We start from the raw sequence: 22,131 nt of genomic DNA on the forward strand, positions 1-22,131 counted from the left end.
CCGCCCCGTCGCCCCAGCATCCAATAACCAACATCCGATAACCAATCGCAATTCTTTGCCATTCATGCCTTTCCCTATTGTCCTGATCCAAATCCCCATCCGGTAGATCCAATCTCCTCAATGGTAGACCCCATTTCCTCTCCAGGAAACCCCTTTTCCTTAAGAGAAGCTCCGGCCTCCTCCCCGGGAAGCCGGAGCACCCATTGCCCGTATATAATTACCCCTTTGCTAAACACACCATCCTTTATGGTGAACATTCCCTACCCTGCGGTGAATACCCTTTCCCGCGCGGGAAACCTGTCATCCTTTTCCGGATGGCGCCTCAGGCCTTGGCCTCCCGCTTGCCCCGGGATTTTTCCTTGACCATCTGGCCCCGCAGCTGTTTTATCCGTTGGGCCAGCGGGGCATTCTTGCCGATCACCCCCACCATGGCGTCGGCCAGGGACGAGGCCTGCACATAGGCGGCCTCCAGGGATTTCAAGGCCTTGTCGGTGGCCTTGACCAGCTCGGCCTTGAGGGCCTCCTGCTTCATGTCGTCCTCCACCGAGGTCTTCAGGGCCGCGTTGAGCGTGTTCAGCTTGGCGGCGGGGTCGAACCCCGAGGCTTTCAGGTCGGCCAGGTTGTCCTTGAGAATCTGGGCCATCATCTGGACGAAGGCCGATCGCTGGGCATAGGTCAGATTGGACATGGAGCTCCTTAACGCTGTGTTGGTGTTTATTTCGGGCGAGGGCCCGAAGTGATAAAATATTCTTGGCAACCTATAGCAAGTGGGTGGTTATGTTTTTAAAAAGTTACGGTAACGACGGCGGTGGTAATTTCCTTAAGGTTATGCTGCCCAGTTGGACATAATTCTGGGGATAATAGAACCAATTGGAATATTGGGTGGTGTAGCCGGTTTTTGTGAACTTCAGGTAATGGTCTGCGGCATCTGGTATGGGCGAGCCGGTCACTAGAAAAGCGCCATTGGCATCGGTCACACCGTAGCAATTGGTGTGGCCGACCACTGTAACAGTATAGCCGGCACCCAGCAGGCCACCCAGGTAGCTGTAGGCGGTTCCTGAACAAATATACGGCAGGGCAAGCGCTGATCCGGCAACCATTGCCAATACGACCATTGTCAATAGAACCTTTTTCATTTTCTTCCTTTCGATTTTTTATTTACCCCTTGCTATAGGTTGTTTGGTTGATATTCGAACTTAAAATTCCCGCCCAAGTAATATTTCCCCACTCCTAATGCCTTAGGGGAAGGCAGGGGTGGGGTCGGGTTCCCCGCCTTCTCCCCGCATCGGGGAGGGATAAAGGAAGAGGTGTCACCAGAGAAAGTAAGGCAAGAAGCCCTGGATCTCTGTCGGAATTTATCCCTCACTTGATGCGGGACAGTGATGACACGCTAGCCGGGCATTGCAGTCAGGGGCAGGCAGCAAGCCTGCCCCTGAGACATTCCCCACCCGGAACCTGTCCTGAGGTAGTCAAACATGTCTCTGTCGAAGGATTGGATGGAGTGAGGAGGCGGTCATCCTAGCCTGGCCCGCTCGATGGCCTTTCCCGGGTCGGGCTCCACGTTGCTCACCGTTCTCCAGTCATCGCTGGCCTTTTTCAAATGCCAATACCGGCAACCCCCCATGGGATACAGCTTTTTGACGATCAGGTTCTCTTCGTCCAGTGTATAGGCCACCGCCAGGACCTGCTCCGGCTCCCCCGGCAGTTTACCGGCGGGATTCGGAACGGGGCTCAGGGCGTAGCCCAACATTTTTTCCCTTTCGCTTACCTCGATGCTATACATTCCCCTGTCTCCTGTGGTTATATCCGCGTCAGAGATGTGGGACGGCCCCCGGTTCCCCGCCTATCGTGGCCCCTCACTGCCTATCGGCCTCCACTTCGGTCGGCAAAAATAACTGCCGTCCTCAGTGCAGGCTCTCCCCGCAGCGGTGAGGGAGTGAGGGAGGGGCAGGAATGACACCTTAGTCCGGTATTAAGTAAAATTCTTGGCGTCTTAGTGTCTTGGTAGTTAAATCCCGTCATCCCTGTCGGAATTTATCCCGCACTTGCTGCGGGACCGGGATGACATGATAGCCGGGGTCGGGGCTGAATCCCGACCCTACTATACACGCCTATCGGTTTTTATTGATGATCCCCACCGGTATTCGCTCCGTCCGGCAAAACCTTCCATCCTCAGCAGGCCCTGGGCCCTTTCCCGGCCGGTCTGCAGTTCGGCGATCCGGCCTTTCATCTCATCCAGCCGGATGTCCCGCACCCCCAGCTTTTCCAGGATATGGTCCACGTTGAAATAGTGGAAGTATCTCTGCAGGTAGTCCTCCAGATTGTCCCGGGGCGCCGAACGGACGAACAGCCGGTAGCTGGGCGCCCGTTTCCCGCCGTCGGTCAGGCGCCGCCAGACATCTTTTCTGGTCTTGGCCCCGGAGAAGTACCCCAGCCAGCGTTCCAGATACAGCTCCCGGGCCAGGGCCAGCATATCGCCCTGGGCCCGGTGCAGCTGGTCCTCCACGATGGCCAGCTCGCTGAAGATGTTTATCGGAGCCCAGAGATAGGCCTCGTTTAGGCCCCGGCCGCTCTCCTTGAGGAGCGAACTGAGCTGGTAGCGCTGTTTGCACCGGCAGCAGTTCATCTCCCAATGCTCGTCAAACAAGCCGGCCTGATCGTAGTAGCTGTGGACGGTGTAATAACTCTTGCCGCAGGGGCATTTGTACTTTTGCGCTTGATTGCCTGAAGATGCCATGGCGGAGCCTCCATCATATTCATTGATGCTTGCCGTCCTGATCCCTGTCCCCTGTTGCCCGTCTACAGCTTGGTCTCCCCGTTCTGCTCCAGATCGAACAGGGCCCGAAGCCCGTAATAAAACCTTTCCTTCTCCAGCGCACTCTCCCACTGCCGCAATATGGGGAAGGCGTCCAGGCTTTTCTCTTTCAGTTTGATCCCCAGCTCGTCCTGCCTCTTTTTTCTGGATTCCTGCGCTGACTTCACCCAGGCATAGGGGACGGTCTTGCCCTTGCTGCGCAGGATGAGATAGGCCTCGGAGGCATTCCCCCGGGTGGTCTCAAAAAGCCCCGGTCCCTTGACGATCCTGGCCGCCGCCGGGGCGTCCTTGGTTTTTTCCTCTTCGGGATTGCCGTTCATGCTTTTTCCTTTCGTTTATATGTTGGTTTGTATCAACCGGGTTCTCCGGTCGATCATCAGGCCCGACCAGCCACGACTGCGGAGCCCGCCAGATTTTTTTGGGGAGGGATGCCCCCCCAGCACGGGCAGGATGCAGCGCTTGACTCCCCTGCCGGCACAGGGACAGCCCGCCATCCGGTATCAGAACCGGCAGATGGGCTCCCGGTCCAGCTTGTCCACCTGGTCCGGAGTGAACTTGGGCAGTTGTTCTATCTCGGTCAGCTTGAATTCCCTCTGCACCGTTCTGATGACCTTCCCGGTCAGGAAGGATATCACCAGGTCCTGGACCAGATCGTAGGCGCAGAACGAGGCATGGAAACCGGCCATCCGGCCCAGGTCCAGCTCCCAGTCCCCCATCTTTTTCTTGGTGACGCAGGCCTGGTAGATGCCCTGGCTGTAGGTGCTGACCGCCGGCACCGTGCCGTCGCCGATGGCGCCGCAACCGTCCTCCCGGGGAAAGTTGTACTCCACCGGCCGGCGGCTGCCAACATTGACCTCACGCAGGGTCCGCTCCCCCTTGCCGTAAACCATCAGGACGTTCTTCCGGAACTCCGGGGAGAAATCCCGGGCGTTGCGATAATAATTGTAGGCATTGTCCAGGTGGCGGGCCAACACCTCCGGCCCGACCTGGGCGGCCACATTATCCTGCCAGCCGGAGGGATCGAAGATATTGACCGGCTGGCCCCTGCTCTCCGCCGCCGGGCTGGGCCACAGCAGCTTCTCCTCCGGATTGGCAAAGCCGTCATAGGGCAGCAGATCGTATATCCCGGGAAGGGTCCGGGCATAGCGCCGCTGGCTCTTGCCGTTAAACCAATCGAAGAACCAGGTTTCGCCCGTTATCAGGTGCTTCAAGGCGCACAATGAACCCCGCAGCGGGGAAGCCAGCATCACCATCCGGTTTATCCGGCCCTCGCCCGACAACACCGTGGCGTAATGTTTGGCCAGACATCCCCCCACGCTGTGGCCGACGATATTCACCTTGTCCGGCTTGATCCCCCGCCGACGGTACGGGGGATGGGCCTGGCTGCTGCGGATGATCCGCTCCACGAAATCCTCCAGCCGGGCGGCGTTAAGGCTGATGGGGTGCCTCCAGTCGTAGGGAAAGACATGGACCCTGGCGCATTCTTCCTGATCCAGCGGCAGGCTCTCCCTCAGTGCGGCAATCATATCGCCGTAAACCAGAGCGAACACCTCATTCCGGCATATCAGCCGGTCCGGCGGGGGTTTGTAATCGCCGCCGCCATCCGGCTTCACGGTATCAAGATCAGCCGTCATATTTTCGAAGGCCGGATGGCAGGCCGCCGGGCGATCCGGGGGGCAGGGGACGGACGGCTCCGCCTCCATGATCCCGGGGACGAATATCACGGGATAAATGTTCCGCTCCATTTTATGCCACCCTTGTCATGGAAGCCGGATAGGCCTTTGGTGCCGCTAAGTGATCAGACCTCTGGAGCGATTCCCCGGGAAATCGCCGGAGATTGATTTTCATCTGCTTTCAAACTGGCTGTTTCTGGATGATTTTAAATAACTGGCATTTATTAAGATCTCCAATATTCATGCCAAGAAGTAAATATTTTTCTATTTAATCAAAGCCATGCATAACAATATGTTATGGTTTATTTACGTTGACTTTATATTAAAATACAAGAGCCAGTGGGACATTATGTCTCACTGGCTCTTGTTGTCGAAATGATTCGACCTGTTAAGATTTTATTATTTATAGATTTACGGATTTTGCGACATTATGGCACACATTTTATTAAATGTCACACTTTTAAATAGATCTGCTGATAGACAAAAGATTTTGTCTTCACTCCCGGCTGGTTTGGAGCCGGCCCCAAGCAGCCTGGATATTGCCCCGCGTTGTTTCGTCGCCCCTTGATGACCCAAGGCATTTTATTATTTTGTCCGGTGGATCATTTCCAGAAAAATTTTGTCAGGCCGTTTTCTCCCCCGATCCACAATGCTCCATCCACCGAGGCCAGACTGGTCACATGATCATTCAGCAATCCATCCTCCTGGCGGTACACCGTCCACAGGTTTTTATCTTTTTTGAGCCGCACCAACCCGGCATCGGTGCCGATCCAAAGGTTCCTGTCATCCACCGCCAGGCATGATGCCCGGCCGGCGTTATAATTGCCCGCCCGGGGATATTTTTCCCAGGAGGAGCTCCTTCCATCGTATCGCAGAAGGATATCTCCCGACAGCCACCAAACATAAGGTCCGTCAACCGCCACCCCCAGTAATTCGCCATCCATCTCGGCCGGAGACTTGTCGTCATAACGGAATATTTTCAGGCTGTCGGACTGGTCCAAAATCAAGCCGCCCTGGCTGGTGGCCAGATAAACCCGGCCGGTTCCCAGGGCTATCTGGTTGACCTGGCGCTCATCCTGGCCCTCCCAGCCAAAAGCTTTGCCGCCGGAGTTTACGGCATATATTGCCGGGCCGGAGCGGGTGCCCACCCACAGGGTATCGGTTTGCAGCAATAATGCGGTGATCCTGTCGTCGGGCAGGCCGTCATATCGGGTGATGGCGGTGGCAAAATCATCGCCTCTCTTGACCGTGATGATCCCCCGGTCGGTCCCGATGAATATTTTTTTTTCGTCAAAGGCCAGACAGTTCAGGCTGTAGCCCGTCAGGTCCAGGTTGAACAGTTTGTTCAGCTGCTGCCATTGGTCGCGTCCGGCGTCCACCAGGGTCACCCCGCCGGGACCGGTCATGCCCACGGTGCCGACGCTGGCGTACAGTCCGGTAACCCCGGTGCTGGCCAAAAACCCGCTGGTCAACTGGGTCTTTTCCTTGGTTATCAGATCATATTTCCACAGCCCCAAGCCGGAATAGGCCGCCCAGGCATAGTTGCCGGCAAACTCCGTGGCATAGGCGGTCAGATAGTGCCGGCCGGCCCAGCTGTCCCAGATCGGCTGGGCCAAAAAATACAGCCGGCTGTTGCTTCTGAGCGATTCAGCATCAACCCGGCCGAACCATTCCAGCTGCTGGGGAACGGCCGCATCCTTACTGCACTTTCCGGACCAGCGGTCGCACAGATAATACCCTCCGGAGGTCTGGACCCATATGCCCCGGCCGTCGAAGGCCACCCGGATGATGGCTTCGGGAAGATAGATGGCGGGGTTTTGCATGTCGGATATCAGGCGGTAGGGGATCATTTTGTCGGTATAGACAAAATAGAGATCGTTGAAGTAATGGTCCAGGGCCGCAAACTGGTAGCTGCCGGGCGGCAGATGCCCGATGAACGAAAAATCCCATTGGTCGAACAGCTTGTCGTATCTGGCCCCGGAGACAGAGGAAAAGGCGTAGACAAAGCGGGCATCGGAGATGATGGTCCTGATGTCGCCCTCGAAGGTGGCGCCGCCGAAGCTCCGGTACTGGCGCCATTCCGCCGGGGAGGCCGCCGCACCGGACCAGATCAAGGCCCAGGCCAGCAGCAGGATGGTTGTTCTTGAAGGGTGATTCATAGGCCTATCAATTGCATCATTCAGGGTGAAGGGAAGACCAGGCTGCCGTCTGGCTGGTAGACCCATTTGAAGGCCGTCTCGGTAATGCTGCTGCTGCTGTCGACCGTGATCTTGGTGATCAGCAACTTGGCATACCTGCTTTGACGGGCCCGAACCGCAAGGGTTTGATATACGGCCAGATTGGATATTGATGCCAAAAATCCCGCGGTGTCCGAAATAGCCGCCAGCGAGTCGAAGAAGGCGTAGGCGCTGGATGAGTCCGGTGAGCTGTTCAGTAGTTTAAAGGTCGAATTACCGTCTATCGACCAATATTGCGGCAGATAATTGACGGTCGAGGGTATCCGTACCGAAACATCCGGATAAACCATGCTGCCGTTGGGATAATAGATTACCTGCGCGGTGGCAAAATAAAACCCGCTTCCGTCATAATTTGTCACAGCCTTGTTGTCTATGGTGGCGGTTCCGGCTGTGGGATATACCGGATCATCCGGAATTATGATCTCCACCGGCTTGGCGCAGGATAAAAGAAGATAACCTGCCGTTACCCAGAAATAAAGATTATTGATTCTGCCGGACATCTGGCTGCTCCTCGCTATTGGGATAGAAAATTTAATGCTATTTCCGTCAGGATCCCGGCCCCCAGGGAAAGGCTTTTTTCGTCGATGCTGAATTTGGGGTGGTGCCAGGGGAAGGCGGTCTCCCGGCCTTGGCGGCTGCCCAGCCTCAAAAAGGCCCCCGGCGCCTTGTGTAAAAAATAAGCCATGTCCTCGCCGCCCATCATGGGCTCCGTGATGCGGACCGGGGCTTTTTTGCCGTACCGCGAAGCTATCACCTTTTCACAGAGATCGACCATGCCCGGGTCGTTGAACAGCACCGGATAGCCCCTCTCGTAACCAACCCTGGCCTTCAGGCCGTTGGCCCGGGCGATCCCTTCGGCCAGCTGCCTGATCCAGAGGGGCATCATTTTGGTGGAATGGGGATCGATGGTGCGGGCGGTGCCGATCAAGATGGCTTCCTGGGGGATTATATTGTGCTTGCTGCCGGCCCGGATCTTACCCACGGTCACCACCGCCGGGTGTACCGGATCGACCTTTCGGCTGACTATGGTCTGCAGGCCCATGATTATCTGGGCCGCGGCGGTCACCGGGTCCAGGCAGTCGTGGGGCCGGGCGGCATGGCCGCCCTTTCCGGCGATGGTTATCTCGAAGTTGTCAGAGGCCGCCATCATCGGCCCCCTGCAGAGCCCCACCTTCCCGGTGGGAAGGGAGGAATCAAGATGCAGGGCAAAGACGGCATCCACTTTTGGACCCTCCATGGCCCCGTCCCTTATCATTCCCAGGGCGCCGCCGGGCGGGGTTTCCTCCCCCGGCTGGAAAAGGAATTTCACCTGGCCCCTGATCTGAGTTCTTTGGCAGGACAACATTTTTGCCGCGCCCAGCAGCATGGCCATGTGTCCGTCGTGTCCGCAGGCGTGCATCACCCCGGGATTTTTAGAAATATAGGATGTTCTGTTCTCCTCCTTGACCGGCAGGGCGTCCATGTCGGCCCTCAATGCCAGGGTCTTCCCTTGGCGGCCGCCCTGAAGCAGGCCCACCACTCCGGTGCCGCCCACCTTGGGTTTGACAGCCATCCCCAGCTTTTTCAATTCGGCCGCCACCGTCCGGGAGGTCTGAAACTCCCGGAAGGAAAGCTCGGGATTTTTATGGAAATGCCTGCGCCATCCGATGACATAATTATCGATGCTCGTCGGCCTTTTTATCAATTTCACTCCTCCACGCAGATACCAAAAGCCTGGTTCTTTCCCATGGCCTTGGCCTTATATAACATTTTGTCGGCGCAATCCAGCAGCTCGATCTTGCTGGCCCCGTCATCGGGGAACGAGGCCACCCCGGCACTGACCGTGATCTTGCCGCCCGGCATCACCTTCTGGTTGGGAAAATGTCCGGCGGCCATCTTCTGGCAGATCCGCCCGGCGATGGTCAGTGCCCCCTTCTTCTTGGTGGAGGGCAGGATGATGGTGAATTCTTCTCCCCCATAGCGGGAGGTGGCGTCCACCTTGCGCACCGCCCTCAGCAGGATCTTGGAGATCTCCACCAGCAGCACATCCCCGGCGATATGCCCGTTGGCGTCGTTGTAGATCTTGAAATCGTCCACATCGATCATCAGCAGGGAGAAGGACATACCGTAGCGCCGGGCCCTCTCCACCTCCTCGTCCAGGCGGTCCTGGAAGAACCGGTGATTGTAGAGCCCGGTCAGGCCGTCGGTCACCGCCGACAGCAGGGTCTTCTCGAACAGGTCAATCTCGATGATCTTGGGATTCTGGATCTGCTGCTGAAGGTTGATGAAATAATCCAGCAGGGCCACCCTGACCCCCACATTGCGGCCCAGCTTCCGGCTCATCTCCTGCTTGTGCTGCAGCACCTTCTCCCAGTGCTGTTTAGCCTGGTTCTCGCTGAAATGAAGGTGGACCAGGGTGAATATCAGATCGCTGTACAGGCTGTCGGCCTTCTCCCGGCGCACCGCCTCCACCTGTTTCAATATTTCCGCGGTCTCTCCGTTGTCCTGGCCCAGGGACGAAATAACCTCCTTGGTGAAATTGTTCTTGCGGGATTTCATAACTTACCTCATCTGGTATTGATGATGGCCGGTTAAAATCTTTGGGTCAAACAGCTCAGCTGGATTTGCCCTCGATGCCGCAGGATGCCCGGGGGGCGATGGGTGACATCTCCCGCAGGCGGGCCACCGCCTGGGCCAGCACCTCCACAGTGTAATCCATCTGTTGTTCGGTGTTGTCCCTTCCCAGGGAAAAACGCAATGACCCCTGGGCGGTCTCGGTGGGCACCCCCATGGCCGCCAGCACATGGGACGGCTCCAGGCTGCCGGAGGTGCAGGCCGAGCCGGAGGAGGCCGCGATCCCCTTCATGTCCAGCGACAGCAGGATGCCCTCCCCCTCGACGTATTCGAACGAGACATTCAGGGTGCCGGGCAGCGATCTTTCCGGATGCCCGTTCCGCCGGACATGGGGGATGTTCCGCTCGATGCCCCGCCACAATCTTTCCCGCAGGGCGGTCAGACGGTCCCATTGGGCCAGCCTTTCGCCGGCCGCCAGCTCGGCGGCCGCCCCCAGCCCTACGATCCCGGCGGCATTCTCGGTGCCGGCCCGGCGGTTCCTCTCGTGCCCGCCCCCGTGGATCAGGGGATGCAGGCGGGTCCCCCTTTTGACATACAGCGCCCCGGTCCCCTTGGGGCCGTATATTTTGTGGGCCGATACCGACAGCAGATCCACCCCCAGGGTTTTCACATCCGTCTCCAGTTTGCCGAAGGCCTGGACGGCGTCGCTGTGAAACAGCACCCTGTTCTCCCGGCAGATGTCGGCCAGCTCCGGCAGGGGCTGGATGGTGCCGACCTCGTTGTTGGCCTGCATCACCGAGACCAGTATGGTCTTCGGGTTTATCGTCCGTCGCAGTTCTTCGGGGTCCACCAGGCCGTAGCGGTCCACCCCCAGAAAGGTGGTCCGGATGTTGAAATGTTTTTGCAGGTACTCAAAGCTGTGGAGCACCGCATGATGCTCTATTTTGGTGGTGATGATATGGTCGCCCCGCTCCCGGTTGGCGAACACCGCCCCCTTGATGGCCTGGTTGTCGGATTCGGTCCCGGAGCCGGTGAAGACCACCTCGGAGGGATCGCAGTTAAGGGCCGCCGCCACCTGTTCCCGGGACTTCTCGATGGACTGGCGGGCCTCCCGGCCCAGCCGATGGATGCTGGAGGGGTTCCCGTACTCGGGACCGAAAAAGGGAAGCATGGCCTGCAGAACCTCGGGCCGCACCGGCGTGGTGGCGTTGTGGTCAAGATAAATATGTTCCATTTTCATTACCCTAATTAAAACAGCTGGGTTGGGAATTATTTTTTCTTGAGCCCCTCCACCACCCGGGCCCGCTTTCCTTCGATGGTGACCGGCTTGTCCCTGCGGTCGTCGATCTTGATGGAGGTGAACACCCGTTCGGCCCCGGTGGAAAGGCAGCGCTGGTGCATGGCCTGGGCCACGGCCAGAATATCTTCCAGCGGGCCCTCGATATTGGTGCCCATGGAGGTTATCTCCAGCTTCAGCCCGGTGCTTTTGGCCAGCTTGATGGTGTCCACCACAAAGTCGGAAAGGCTGGTACTCCCGGTGCCCACCGGCACGACGGTGATCTCGGCAATGGCCATGTCCTGTCTCCTAAAAAACGTTGGAAATTCCGGCGGCCGGCTTGTCGAAGCCAGCCGCTGTGTTTTATGGGGCCGCTGACGGGGCCGGCCGGGTTTATTTTTTGGCTGCCATCTTGCTGATGCCGCCGGCTACCGCCGTGATGGCTTTTTTTCTCTGGAGGCGGCGGGTTCGTTTTCTCTTGAAATCCAGACTTTTCTTTTTCTGCTTGTTCTTGCTCCTGGCCATCTTCGCTCCTGTAGCTGATTGTTATAGTTATCGGTTTACCGGTATTAATATACAACTATGGCAACATCCTTGTCAAGAAGGTAATTTGTCCAACCCTTAGATATGGATCCGGAAGGAGGCCGCCACATTTTTCACTTTTCCGTCATTTTGATCCCGGATCTCGACCACCAGGATATAATCCCCCGCCGGCAGGTCCGAGACCGCCAGGCCGCTGGCCAGGGCGGTTGTTTGGTCGCCGGCCGGTACCAATTCCTGCCGGGAGGCCCGGGCCTTATTTCCCCTTTTTTGGGGGAATATCAGATACCTGACCCGCAATATCCTGGGCTGGGCCGGAGAGTATTTTAAATTATACAATTCACAATAGAAATACAGGTCCCGGCCCTTTTTAAAGGACCTTCCCGGCTGGGGTATCAGCCGGTATCCCCCCCGGCTGAACCGCCCCTGGCTGCTGTCCTGCCGGATATCGCTGCACAGGAGCAGATCGCTGGTCTCCTGGGCTTCGGCTTTATAATCGATGATGGGGAATTTATATTTGTATATTCCGGTCTTCCCGGAGTTAAGGTCCGTCAAACTGATGGCCAAACTGTATCCGCCGGGCGATAAGTGGAATTTGGCCAGGTCCACCAGCTGGGCCTGGCGGTTCTCCATCTGGTCCCCGGGGGCTTCGGGCGTAAGTACCTTCTCATCACGGCCCACCTCCGACATCCTCTGGTCAAATATCACGATGCTTCTGTTCAAGAGGCCGCGGCCGTCTGCCGTATCATAGTCTATCTTCCCCAGGGGGACGCTGTAGCTTATCCACACCTCGGCTTTACCCCGGGCGGCAAACCTGGTCAGGTCGAAAGGAAAATTCAGTGGCTGGCCGTAGTCATGCCGGTATAGATCCGGGGGCATGGTATCTCCCAGGGTCGGCATCGGGGCATCAATGGCCTGCAGCGACTTTATGGTGGACTGATAACCTCCGCTTTTGGCGGCATCCAGGTCCCTGGCCAAAAAATATCCCACCTCCCTTTGGAGAAAGGAGAAGGTTTGGGCCAGCTGGCCGTAGGTCCACCTCTCCCAGCCGTAGGTGCCGGACATCCTGCGGATGGTCACCGGTTCATCGCCAACCCTGGTGTTGATGTCATCGGTGGCGGCAAAGGGGTCGCTGCCGTACAAGGCGTCCCCCATGGGGTTCACCTCCCGGTGGTCCGGCTCGCCGTACTTGATATATATCTTTCCCCGGTCGTCCCAAAAGTCGATCAGCTGGGGAAAGAAGCTGTCGGCGTGGGCCACCCGGCGCAGGTGCTCCTGATATCTTTCGTTGCCCAGGGTGGTGGGGGTGGGATCCTTATCCTTCCAGAATTTCTGCCAGAACATCTCCCGGTCGGTTGAATCGGGCAGAGCGGCGTATTGGTCGGCCAGCTTTTGTGAGGAAACGGCCGCCAGTTCAAAATACCTTTTCCGCTCCCCTTTAGGTACTTTTTGATAATTCAGGGTGGCGCATCCGGCCATCAATGCCAGGGTAAGGGCTAACAAATATGCTGGGCTGCAATATTTCATTTCCTTCAAAACCTCCATTCCGGCAGGGAGGTGTTTTTTTTGTCCGGCATGATCCGGTGGCCGTCGCCGGAAGCGCCCGCTATCTCGAAGGGATGGGTTATCTTGCTGACCCTCCCCGATATCAGGTCCTTGACGTCGATCACCAGGATGTACTCCCCCGGCTCCAGGCCCATGGGGTGCACCTTGTGGCAGGCATTCAACTGATCACCGTTATCCTGGTAGAACAGTTCCCGGGTGTCGACGATGCATTCCTTGAGCACCCCGGTGGTATCGCTTAAAAATATCCCGTGCCCCACGGCCGCCTGGTGTTCGCCGGAGGAACTGGTGCTTAGGCTGTAAACCTCGTAATAGACGTAAAACGGCTGGTGCCGGTTTATTTTTTCCGTGACTCCGGGCATCACCCGGCGGAATTTCCCTTTTTGAAAATCGGAGGAGACATAGGTGCTGTCCTGCAAAACAGCCATCTCGACATCGCTGGCCTCCCGGACCCCGGAACGGTATCCCACCAGCTCGGCCTCCATCTCCCCGGCGTAAACGGTGTCGCCGGGCTGCGGGATCAACTCCATTTTCAGTTTGTACCGCCCGGGAGACAGGTCCATGTTTTTCTGGCCGCAGGCCTGGGGCAGCAGCAGCTCCTCCCCGGTATATTTTATCTGGTATTCCACCGTGTCGCTGGATATCAATCTGTCATTGCTCTGCAGATGGAATATACCCAGATAGCGCTTCCCCTCCCCCGCCGTCCGGCCTTCGGCCGCCGGGATCCGCCAATATATCTCCCAGCGGACCTTGCTGCCGCCGGCCGAACGGAACCGCCCGTAGCCGCACTCCAGCGGCCGCTCCGCCCTGGGGGTTGTCCCGGCCCTCTTCCTGCCGGAGTCGGCCGCAAAATAGGCCACCGGATGCAGTTCGTCGCTGTAAGTGGCGGCGATAAGTTCATAGCGGCTGTGGTTCATCAGGAAATCGTAATAACGGCCCTGGGAGGGATATTCCCAGATCATCCATGATCTTTCCTTTATGTAATCTCCTCCGGCCAGCCGATCTGAACTTAGGGCATGCCTGAAGGGCTGGTTGCCGGCCTGGCTTTCCGGCGGGCCGTATCTTACCAGGATGCGGCTGCGGTCGTCCCGAAAGAACATTTTGCCGCCGAACTCGTTCCAGGCCCTATCCAGTCTTGACCGGTGCTCCGCCAGCAGCGAACCGTCGGGATCCTTCGCAGCCCAGTACAAATTATACCAGGCGCCCCGCGATTCCTGGTCCGGAAGGCTGCGGTACCTGGCCGGGATGGAATCCTCCTCTATAAAGGTAAGGCCGAAATATCTTTTCTGCTCCTCGGGGCTCCACCTCTGCCAGACCGAGGTGGTGGCGCAGCCGGCAAACATAAAAATCAACAGGCCGGATATCAGACCGGCAAGGCGATGACCTCCGCTACCTCTTTGGCAAAAGGACGCCCTCTGCCCGCTCATTTATGGAACCTCCTATCAAATAGGAATATATCCTGACGGGGGGATTCACCCATCCATGTTAGTATAAAAAATCAGGCCTGTCAACACAATATTCATCCGTCTCCCGGCGCTTTGGCCCGGATGATGCCATCCAGTATCCGGGGCATGATCTCCCCGGCCGGGCCCAAAAAAACCTGGTCGAACAGCGGACTGAGCTCGGTCCGTTCCAGGTTAACTTCGATCAGAGCCGCCCCATTATTTTTGGCCACCAGGCCCAGGGAGGCCGCCGGCTGGACCACCGAGGAGGTGCCGATTGAGAAGAACAGCTCGGAGCTCTCGGCCGCCCGCCAGGCTTGCCTCAGGACCATCTCCGGCAGCATCTCGCCGAACCAGATCACGTCCGGGCGGATCCGCCCGCCGCAGGCGCAGCGGGGCGGGATCTCGTCGGAGTCCGGCAGGACATCGATCATGATGCTGCAGCGGGAGCACTTGTTGCGGTTGAGATTTCCGTGCAGCTCCACCACCTTCATACTGCCGGCCCTCTGGTGCAGCCCGTCTATGTTCTGGGTGACCAGCAGGAAATCGTCGAAATATCTTTCCATCTCGGCGATGGCCTTATGAGCAGGGTTGGGCTGGACCAGGGGCAGTTTCTCCCGGCGCCACTGGTACCACTCCCAGACCTTTTTCGGCTCGCAGGCGAAGGCCTCTGGGGTGGCCAGTTTCATGGGATCGAAATCATCCCATAAACCCTGCATGCCCCGGAAGGTCTGCAGGCCGCTCTCGGCCGAGACCCCGGCCCCGGTCAGGACCAGACAGCTCCGGGCCTTTCTTATTGCTTCGATGAGATGGGGTGAAAATTCCATGGATATATATTACCACAGCGTTGCCGGGAAATGCAATTACCCCGGCAGGAAAGAAAAAAGGCCGGGGCATAGTCCCAGCCTTTTCTAATATGTTTTATAGTGCCCTCTGTCGGAATATCCAACTTACCAAAAAAAATTGGTGAATATGAATAAATTAAATGAACACCTACTGCTGCTTCAGCGGCCACATCTCCACCGAGGTCAGCTCCTGGATCTTGCGGCGTACCTCCTCGGGGCGCACCTTGAACACCTGCCCGTCCTTGCGCTGTTTGATCTCCACCAGCCCCTCCCGCAGGCTCTTCTCCCCCACGTTGATGCGGATGGGAATGCCGGTCAGGTCGGCGTCCTTGAACTTGAAGCCCGGCCGCTCCTGGCGGTCGTCCAGCAGGACCTCGAACCGGGCGTCCTGCAGTTCATTGTACAGGGATTCCGAAACATTGGCCGATTCGGTGCCCGGCCCGCCCAGCTGGCTGATAATCACCTGATAGGGCGCCACCGCCAGCGGCCAGATGATGCCCGCTTCGTCGTGGCTCTGCTCGATGATGCAGGCCGCCACCCGCTCGATGCCGATGCCGTAGGAGCCCATCACCAGCGGCTTCTCGCCGCCGTCCTCGTCCACGAAATGCGCTTTTAAAGCCTGGGAATACTTGGTGCCCAGCTTGAAGACATGCCCCAGCTCGATGGCCTGGGTGACTATCAGCGGCTGGCCGCATTTTAGGCAGGGCTCCTCGGCCCTGACCATCCGGAGGTCGGCATACTTCTCCACCTGGACGTCGCGGGCCAGGTCGATGCCGCTCAGGTGATGGTGGTCCTTATTGGCGCCGGAGACCATGCCCCGGGCCCCCTGCAGAGCCAGGTCGGCCAGCACTCTTATGCCGTCGATCCCCACCGGGGAGATGAAGCCCACATTGGCCTGGGTTGTTTTAAGCACCTCCTCCGGGGTGGCCGGACGGAAGTTGCCCGACCCCAGGGCCGTCTGGAGCTTGGACTCGTTCAACTCGTCGTCGCCCCGGACCAGGGCGAACACCGGCTGGCCGTCCGCCATATACAGCAGGCTCTTGACCAGCTGCGAGGCGGGAATTTTCAGGAACCGGCAGACCTCCTCCACCGTCCGCTTCTCCGGGGTGGGCACCTCGGCCAGTGCCGCAGCGGGATAGGCCGGGCTGGCGACCTGGGATTGGGCCACTTCCAGATTGGCGGCGTAGCCGCAGGCCGGGCAGACCGCGCAGGAATCCTCCCCGGAGGGCGAGGCCACCATGAACTCCTGGGAGCCGCTGCCCCCCATCAACCCGGAGGAGGCCCCCACCACGAAGAATTTGATGCCGCAGCGGGAGAATATCCGGTGATAGGCGTCGTACATGGCCTGGTAGGAGACATCCAGCCCGGCCTGGTCCCGGTCCATGCTGTAGGCGTCCTTCATGATGAAGTGCCTCACCCGGAGCACCCCGGAGCGGGGCCGGGGCTCGTCGCGGAACTTGACCTGCATCTGGTACCAGTTCTGGGGCAGGTCCCGGTAGGAACGGAGCTTGGCCCGGGCCAGGTCGGTGATGATCTCCTCGTGGGTGGGGCACAGGGCATAGTCCCGTTTCTTGCGGTCCTTGACCCGGAACATCTCGTCCCCGAAATCCTCCCACCGCCCGCTCTCCTGCCAGATCTCGGCCGGCGCCAGGGCCGGCAGAAAAAGCTCCTGGGCCCCGGCCCGGTTCATCTCCTCCCGGACTATCTGCATCACCTTCAGGAACACCCGCCACCCCAGGGGCAGATATTCGTAGACCCCGGCGGTCAGCTGGCGGATCATTCCGGATCTCAGCATCAGCTGATGGCTCTGCATCTCGGCCTCGGCCTGGTCCTCCTTGATGGTGGGTATGAAAGCTTTACTCCAGCGCAAAGGTCACCTCATTTATTAAGTTTAACGGTTGGCGGGCTTTTATTATAACAGAATCGGACCCGGTTTCTCAATAGATTTCTGCGGCCGCCCCGGAGCCGTAATATTTTAAAAATTCATATTGCAAACAGCGCTGAACTATGATAGACTGATGTTTTGCATTTTAATAACCGTTTATAATCCAATCTAATTGTTAAGGAGTTTAAGAAAAATGAAACGATGGCTTTCTACCGCCCTGATCTTAAGCTTGACCATAGCGCTAACCTCCTGCAGCAGCCGCAATAAGACCATCGCCAGTGTCGGCGGCAGCAAAATAACCCTGGGCGAGTTCCAGGACGCCTACAAGCCCCCGATGATCCCCGGCGATTCGGCCGCGGTTCTGGCCGGCAAGCAGGAACTGCTCAACCGGATGGTGGACCAGAAATTGATGGTCAACGAGGCGGTGGCCCGGGGAATGGACAAGGATCCCAAACTGGTCCAGGACCTGGAGGAGCTCAAGAAGAACATCCTGCTGCAGGAGCTTTACCGGGACGAGATCCTCAAAAGGGCCCAGCCCTCCGATTCGGATGTCAAGAAATTCTATGACCGGCTAGGCAAGGAAGCCAAGGCTAGCCATATCCTGGTGAAGACCGAGGAGGAGGCCAAAGAGGTCGCCCAGGCCCTCAAAGGCGGCGGAGATTTCGCCCAGCTGGCCGGCAGCAAATCGGTCGACCGGGGCTCCGCCCAGCGGGGCGGCGACCTGGGATGGTTCGGCTGGGGCAAGATGGTCGAGGAATTTCAGGCGGCGGCCTTTTCCATGAAGCCGGGCCAGACCAGCAAGCCCATCAAGACCGCCTTCGGCTTCCACATCATCCGGCTGGACTCCCTGCGGGAGGTGCCGCTCCAGCCTTTCGAAGAAATGAAGGACCGCATCAAACAGCAGATCTCCTCCACCCGGCCCAGGGAGCTGGCCAATAAATACATCACCAAGCTTCGGGATGGCGCCAATATAAAGATCAAGGGCGATATCATCCAGGCCCTGGCCGCCAAGCAGGCCCCCGGCCAGCCCCTGCCGGCCCTGCCCCAGGCCTCTCCCGAGGAACTCAAGAAGACCGTCATCACCTACAACGGCGGCTCCTGGACGGTGCAGACCCTGTATGATAACGTGAACCGCTACATGCGCGGGGCCCTGGACCTGAACCAGGCCGACCGCCTGAAGGAACAGGTGGAGGGCTTGATCGTCAGCGACCTGCTGCTGGCCCGGGCCAAATCCAAGGGCATTGAGCAGAACCCCAAGGTCAAAGCCCAGCTCAGCCGGACCAGGGACAACATGCTGGCCGAGGCTTACTATCGGGAGGACGTCTCCGGCAAGGTGATGCTGGGCCCCGATCAGGCCAAGAAATATTATCAGGACAATAAAAAAGAGTTCTTCCAGCCGGCCAAGGCCCTGGTTTACATCATTGCCGTGCCGGAGAAGGCCCAGGCCCAGGAGATCTACGACCTGCTGAACAAGGGGGCCGATTTCTCCCAGCTGGCCAGGGAGCGTTCGGTGGATCCCTCCAAGGCCTCCGGCGGAGCCCTGCGGTGGGTGGAGAGCAACGACGCCGAACTTCCTGAGCTTTCCCGGATGGCCTTCGGCCTGGCCCTCAACCAGCCCAGCCGCCCCTTTGCCTATCGCAATAATTTCGCCGTCATCAAGGTCACCGAGAAGACCCCGGCCAAACAGCGGACCTTCGAGGAATCCCAGCGGGAGATAGAGTTCAAGCTGCGGCAGTCCCAGGAGGAGGCCATACTGGGCGACCTGCTGGCCTCCCTCAAGGCCAAATATCCGGTCGAGATCGACCAGGCCCTTCTGGCCCAGGCCGAGGCTTCACCCGTAGTGGAGGAGAAATAGCATGAAGAGAATTCTGATATCCCTGGCCGTCCTGGGGCTGGCCGCATTCGGCTGCGGGAAGAGATCATCCGACCAGCCGGCCATTGCCCGGGTCAACCAGGCGGTGCTGGTCCAGCAGGATTTCAATGATATCCTGCCCGAGGGGATGACCAACGTCACTCCGGCCCAGAAGGAGGAGTTCGTCCGCCGCTGGGTGAACACCGAACTGTTCTACCAGGAAGCCCAGAAGAAGGGGCTGGACAAGGAGCCCAAGATAGCCAAGCAGATCCGCGACCTGCAGAAGGAGATCCTGGCCAATCAGTTCATCCAGAAGGAGATCGTGGAAAAGCTGAAGGTCAGCGACACCGAGGCCAAGGAATATTTCGAGAGCCATCAGGAGGAGTACCAGGCGGAGATAAAACTCAGCCAGATCCTCACCGCCACCGAAGACCAGGCCCAGATGGTCAAGGCCTCCCTGGACAACGGCGAGGATTTTGCCAAGCTGGCCCGGGAAAAATCGCTGGATCCCACCACCAAGGACAAGGGCGGGGACCTGGGGATATACTTAAGGCGCGGCAGCGGCCAGATCCCGATCGATTTCGAGGAAAAGGTCTTCTCCCTGAAGAAAGGCGGGATATCAGAACCCATCAAGCTGTCGGACGGCTACCATATCATGAAGGTCACCGACCGCCGCCCCTCCAGCCAGAGTGTCAAGTTCGAGGACATCCGGGAGGACCTGGTCTACGGGCTGACCATGCTCCGCCAGAAGACACGGTTCGACAATATCAGCGACAGCCTGAGGCTGGCCTCCAAGGTGGAGAGCCATCCGGAATTGATAAAATGATCCCCAGATCAAATCACGCCTAATATTTACGAGAGGTAATAATGAAGATTTCCAAGACCCTGCTGGCTCTATTGCTGTTGTTGGGCGGCATTGCCCGGGCCGGCGACACCCTGGATGCCGTCATCGGGAGGGTGGGCGACCAGCCGATCCTCAAGAGCGAGGTGGACCGCCAGGTCCAGCTTTACCGGATGCAGGTTCCCCAGGATCCCACCCCGCTGGATTCACTGCAAAAGATGGCCCTGGAGCAGAAGATAGAGAACTACGTGATGCTGGCCCAGGCCAAAAAGGAATCCATTTTTGTAAAAGACACCGAGATAGACGAGATACTGGACCAGCGGATCGCCGAGATGAGGTCCCAGTTCCCCACCGAGGAACAGTTCACCGCCCAGCTCAAGATCGAGGGCACCACGGTGGCCCAGCTCAAGGCCAAACACCGCAGCGACGTCAAGAACATGCTGACCGTCCAGCGATTGATCGACCGGAACCTTCGCTCCCAGGTCACCCCGCCGACCACCAAGGAGCTGGAGGCTTTCTTCGCCAGCCACAAGGATTCCATCCCCGGCGAGCCGGAGAAGGTCGATCTGTCGCATATATTGATAGCCCCCAAACCGGGCCAGAAATCCAAGGCCGATGCCCAGGCCAAGGTCCAGCTGGTGTTGAAACAGCTCAAGCTGAAAAAGCCCTTTGCCGAGGTGGCCAAAAAATATTCGGACGACGAAGGTTCCGCCGTCAAGGGCGGCGATCTGGGCTGGTTCGGACGCAACCAGATGGTGCCGGAGTTCGAGCAGGCGGCCTTCGCCCTCAAGCCGGGGCAGGTGTCCGGCGTGATCGTCACCCAGTTCGGATTTCACATCATCAAACTGCTGGAGAAGAAGGGCGACCAGGTTCACGCCTCCCACATCCTGATCATGGTCGCCCCCTCGGCGGCCGATATTGCCCGGGCCAAAAGAACCGTCACCGCCCTGCACCAGAGGGTGGTGGTGGGACAGGAAAACTTCAACAAGCTGGCCAAGACCTACTCCGACGATCCCGAGGCCAAGAACACCGACGGCAAACTGATGGGCATCCCGGTGGAGGGCTTCCCGGCCGAGATCAAGGACGAGCTGGCCATCCTGAAGGAGGGCGAGGTCAGCGATGTCATCGAGACCCCCACCGGATACCATATCGTCAAGCTGGAAAAGCGTTACCCGGCCAAGACCCCCACCCTGGAATCGGTGAAGGACCAGTTGGTGGAGTATTTGAAATCCAAAAAGATGCAGGAGCTCTACGAGGCCTGGATGAAGAAGCTGAAGGCCCAGTACTTCATCGAACGCAAATTATAGACACGGTACGAACAAAAAGCCCCGCCAACGGCGGGGCTTTTATATTTAGGGAAGAAGTCATCCTGATGGGATTTTTGCCGGCACCATCCCCTCTTTCCAGTCGGCCGATTGAGTTATGCATCTGCCATCATGGGAAAACAAATAGCCCCCTCCCGGGAAATCTTCGTCCGTCGTTCGGCCGGCCTGGGTGGCCACCGCAATATGGATGCCGTTGGCGACGGCATATTTGCCCAGCTTGCCGAAGCATTCTCCCCTCCACCAATCGTAACCCTCCTGCCAGTTCCTGGTCTTCTGGTCCCCGTAAAGGCCTGGGGCGGCGCACTCTATGACCATTTTAGCCCCCTGGCGGGCCAGTTCTTTAAAGATGTTCTGGTCGTCGATATCGGCGCAGAGGGACAGCCCGTATTTTATGCCCGAGCGTGAAAAGACCGGCTGGTCATCACCCGGACTGAACCACTCGGCCTCTTCGTCCTTGACGGTCTTCTTGCGGTAGTATCCCTTGATCGATCCGCCTTCCGCAACAAATTGGGTAATGAATGGTTTGTCTGCGTTATTTTGCTCCACGAACCCGGCGATGATGGTGGTATGGTATTCCCGGCTTAACCCGTTGATTTCTTTGATGGCGGGATGGTCCCGGGAGATGACCGCCTCCCGATGCTGCCGGGGGTCGATATATCCGGTGATGTTCATCTCGGGAAAGCAGACGATGTCGGCCTTGGCATCTTTGGCCTGGCCAAGATATCGGCGCATCTCCTTTATATTTTCATCTATGGCCGCCTTCTCACAGCGCATCTGGATCAGGGCCAAACTAAGTTGCGCCATCAATTATATATTTCTTTCAATATGAATTTGGTCGGGATTTTTGGAATATGTTCGGAAAACAATTTTGCCGTTAAATTCCATCATATCTTTCAGTCTGTCGTGCAAAAAAGGCAAGGCAACCATTTTCAATGCTTCTGTTCGATCAAACCAACCAACCTTTTCACTTTCTCCGCTGATTGACAATTCTCCGGAAACGTATTCGCACAGAAACCCAAACATTACCTTTGTAGTTATGAATTCGTTCTCTGGTTTGATGTTCTGATATACCCCGGTTAATTTATTGACCGTGACATCAACGCCGGTCTCTTCTTTTATTTCCCGGATCAAACCGGAGATTATATCCTCCCCATTTTCAATCTGTCCGCCGGGGAATTCCCATCCTCTTTGGGGATGAAGCATCAAAAGCATCTTTCCTTCGCGGTTATAAACCAAACCGCCTGCGGCTACAATATGGGTGGGAAAATTCATGTATGATCACTT

At 57.8% G+C, this 22,131-nt stretch carries 23 protein-coding genes; 3 read left to right on the forward strand and 20 right to left on the reverse strand.

What is annotated here, in order from left to right; translation table 11 throughout:
* Positions 1-74: 74 nt before the first annotated feature.
* The 18 genes from RDU76_00340 to RDU76_00425 form a co-directional block, all read right to left on the reverse strand.
* Positions 75-257, reverse strand: coding sequence for a hypothetical protein (locus RDU76_00340; GenBank protein MDQ7797375.1), 183 nt, complete (start codon positions 255-257; stop codon positions 75-77).
* A gap of 65 nt (positions 258-322) precedes the next feature.
* Entirely contained in the window at positions 323-688 is a 366-nt protein-coding gene (locus RDU76_00345; GenBank protein MDQ7797376.1) for a hypothetical protein, read from the reverse strand.
* Positions 689-791: 103 nt separating this feature from the next.
* Positions 792-1,136: a hypothetical protein gene (locus RDU76_00350; GenBank protein MDQ7797377.1), complete on the reverse strand. Its 345-nt coding sequence runs from the start codon at positions 1,134-1,136 to the stop codon at positions 792-794.
* A 377-nt stretch (positions 1,137-1,513) separates the two neighbouring features.
* Positions 1,514-1,783, reverse strand: coding sequence for a hypothetical protein (locus RDU76_00355; GenBank protein ID MDQ7797378.1), 270 nt, complete (start codon positions 1,781-1,783; stop codon positions 1,514-1,516).
* Between the two features lie 318 nt (positions 1,784-2,101).
* On the reverse strand, positions 2,102-2,737 hold the full coding sequence (locus RDU76_00360; GenBank protein ID MDQ7797379.1) for a hypothetical protein: 636 nt from the start codon (positions 2,735-2,737) through the stop codon (positions 2,102-2,104).
* A gap of 62 nt (positions 2,738-2,799) precedes the next feature.
* Positions 2,800-3,135, reverse strand: coding sequence for a hypothetical protein (locus tag RDU76_00365; protein ID MDQ7797380.1), 336 nt, complete (start codon positions 3,133-3,135; stop codon positions 2,800-2,802).
* A gap of 180 nt (positions 3,136-3,315) precedes the next feature.
* Positions 3,316-4,560 (reverse strand): alpha/beta fold hydrolase, encoded by a 1,245-nt coding sequence (locus tag RDU76_00370; GenBank protein MDQ7797381.1) that lies wholly within the window; start codon positions 4,558-4,560, stop codon positions 3,316-3,318.
* Positions 4,561-5,090: 530 nt separating this feature from the next.
* Entirely contained in the window at positions 5,091-6,647 is a 1,557-nt protein-coding gene (locus RDU76_00375; protein ID MDQ7797382.1) for a hypothetical protein, read from the reverse strand.
* A 20-nt stretch (positions 6,648-6,667) separates the two neighbouring features.
* Complete coding sequence (locus tag RDU76_00380; protein MDQ7797383.1) at positions 6,668-7,225, reverse strand: hypothetical protein; 558 nt, start codon at positions 7,223-7,225, stop codon at positions 6,668-6,670.
* 14 nt (positions 7,226-7,239) lie between these two features.
* Positions 7,240-8,409 carry an amidohydrolase gene (locus tag RDU76_00385; protein MDQ7797384.1) on the reverse strand — a complete coding sequence of 390 codons (1,170 nt, stop codon included), beginning with the start codon at positions 8,407-8,409 and terminating at the stop codon, positions 7,240-7,242.
* Between the two features lie 2 nt (positions 8,410-8,411).
* Positions 8,412-9,263 carry a GGDEF domain-containing protein gene (locus RDU76_00390; protein MDQ7797385.1) on the reverse strand — a complete coding sequence of 284 codons (852 nt, stop codon included), beginning with the start codon at positions 9,261-9,263 and terminating at the stop codon, positions 8,412-8,414.
* Between the two features lie 55 nt (positions 9,264-9,318).
* The gene (gene nifS / locus RDU76_00395; protein MDQ7797386.1) at positions 9,319-10,512 is read right to left on the reverse strand and encodes a cysteine desulfurase NifS; all 1,194 of its coding nucleotides are present in this window, start codon (positions 10,510-10,512) and stop codon (positions 9,319-9,321) included.
* A gap of 35 nt (positions 10,513-10,547) precedes the next feature.
* On the reverse strand, positions 10,548-10,853 hold the full coding sequence (locus RDU76_00400; protein MDQ7797387.1) for an MTH1187 family thiamine-binding protein: 306 nt from the start codon (positions 10,851-10,853) through the stop codon (positions 10,548-10,550).
* Between the two features lie 94 nt (positions 10,854-10,947).
* Positions 10,948-11,079: a hypothetical protein gene (locus RDU76_00405; GenBank protein MDQ7797388.1), complete on the reverse strand. Its 132-nt coding sequence runs from the start codon at positions 11,077-11,079 to the stop codon at positions 10,948-10,950.
* 96 nt (positions 11,080-11,175) lie between these two features.
* Positions 11,176-12,621 carry a GWxTD domain-containing protein gene (locus RDU76_00410; GenBank protein ID MDQ7797389.1) on the reverse strand — a complete coding sequence of 482 codons (1,446 nt, stop codon included), beginning with the start codon at positions 12,619-12,621 and terminating at the stop codon, positions 11,176-11,178.
* Between the two features lie 5 nt (positions 12,622-12,626).
* The gene (locus RDU76_00415) at positions 12,627-14,000 is read right to left on the reverse strand and encodes a hypothetical protein (protein ID MDQ7797390.1); all 1,374 of its coding nucleotides are present in this window, start codon (positions 13,998-14,000) and stop codon (positions 12,627-12,629) included.
* A gap of 176 nt (positions 14,001-14,176) precedes the next feature.
* Positions 14,177-14,926 (reverse strand): NAD-dependent deacylase, encoded by a 750-nt coding sequence (locus tag RDU76_00420; protein ID MDQ7797391.1) that lies wholly within the window; start codon positions 14,924-14,926, stop codon positions 14,177-14,179.
* Between the two features lie 166 nt (positions 14,927-15,092).
* Positions 15,093-16,814: a proline--tRNA ligase gene (locus RDU76_00425; GenBank protein MDQ7797392.1), complete on the reverse strand. Its 1,722-nt coding sequence runs from the start codon at positions 16,812-16,814 to the stop codon at positions 15,093-15,095.
* A 187-nt stretch (positions 16,815-17,001) separates the two neighbouring features.
* Here RDU76_00425 and RDU76_00430 point away from each other — a divergent pair, with 187 nt between their 5' ends.
* Genes RDU76_00430 through RDU76_00440 form a run of 3 tightly spaced genes read left to right on the forward strand, consistent with a single transcriptional unit; the run spans position 17,002 to position 20,829 of the window.
* Positions 17,002-18,684, forward strand: coding sequence for a peptidylprolyl isomerase (locus RDU76_00430; protein ID MDQ7797393.1), 1,683 nt, complete (start codon positions 17,002-17,004; stop codon positions 18,682-18,684).
* A gap of 1 nt (position 18,685) precedes the next feature.
* Positions 18,686-19,507 carry a peptidyl-prolyl cis-trans isomerase gene (locus tag RDU76_00435; protein ID MDQ7797394.1) on the forward strand — a complete coding sequence of 274 codons (822 nt, stop codon included), beginning with the start codon at positions 18,686-18,688 and terminating at the stop codon, positions 19,505-19,507.
* Positions 19,508-19,548: 41 nt separating this feature from the next.
* Positions 19,549-20,829 (forward strand): peptidylprolyl isomerase, encoded by a 1,281-nt coding sequence (locus RDU76_00440; GenBank protein ID MDQ7797395.1) that lies wholly within the window; start codon positions 19,549-19,551, stop codon positions 20,827-20,829.
* 57 nt (positions 20,830-20,886) lie between these two features.
* Here RDU76_00440 and RDU76_00445 read toward each other — a convergent pair whose 3' ends face one another.
* Both RDU76_00445 and RDU76_00450 read right to left on the reverse strand, forming a co-directional pair.
* Positions 20,887-21,651, reverse strand: a complete 765-nt coding sequence (locus RDU76_00445; GenBank protein MDQ7797396.1) for a carbon-nitrogen hydrolase family protein — start codon at positions 21,649-21,651, stop codon at positions 20,887-20,889.
* Between the two features lie 3 nt (positions 21,652-21,654).
* Complete coding sequence (locus RDU76_00450; protein ID MDQ7797397.1) at positions 21,655-22,119, reverse strand: NUDIX hydrolase; 465 nt, start codon at positions 22,117-22,119, stop codon at positions 21,655-21,657.
* Positions 22,120-22,131 lie beyond the last annotated feature (12 nt).

This window comes from Candidatus Edwardsbacteria bacterium, from assembly GCA_031082425.1.
GTDB lineage: Bacteria > Edwardsbacteria > AC1 > AC1 > EtOH8 > UBA2226.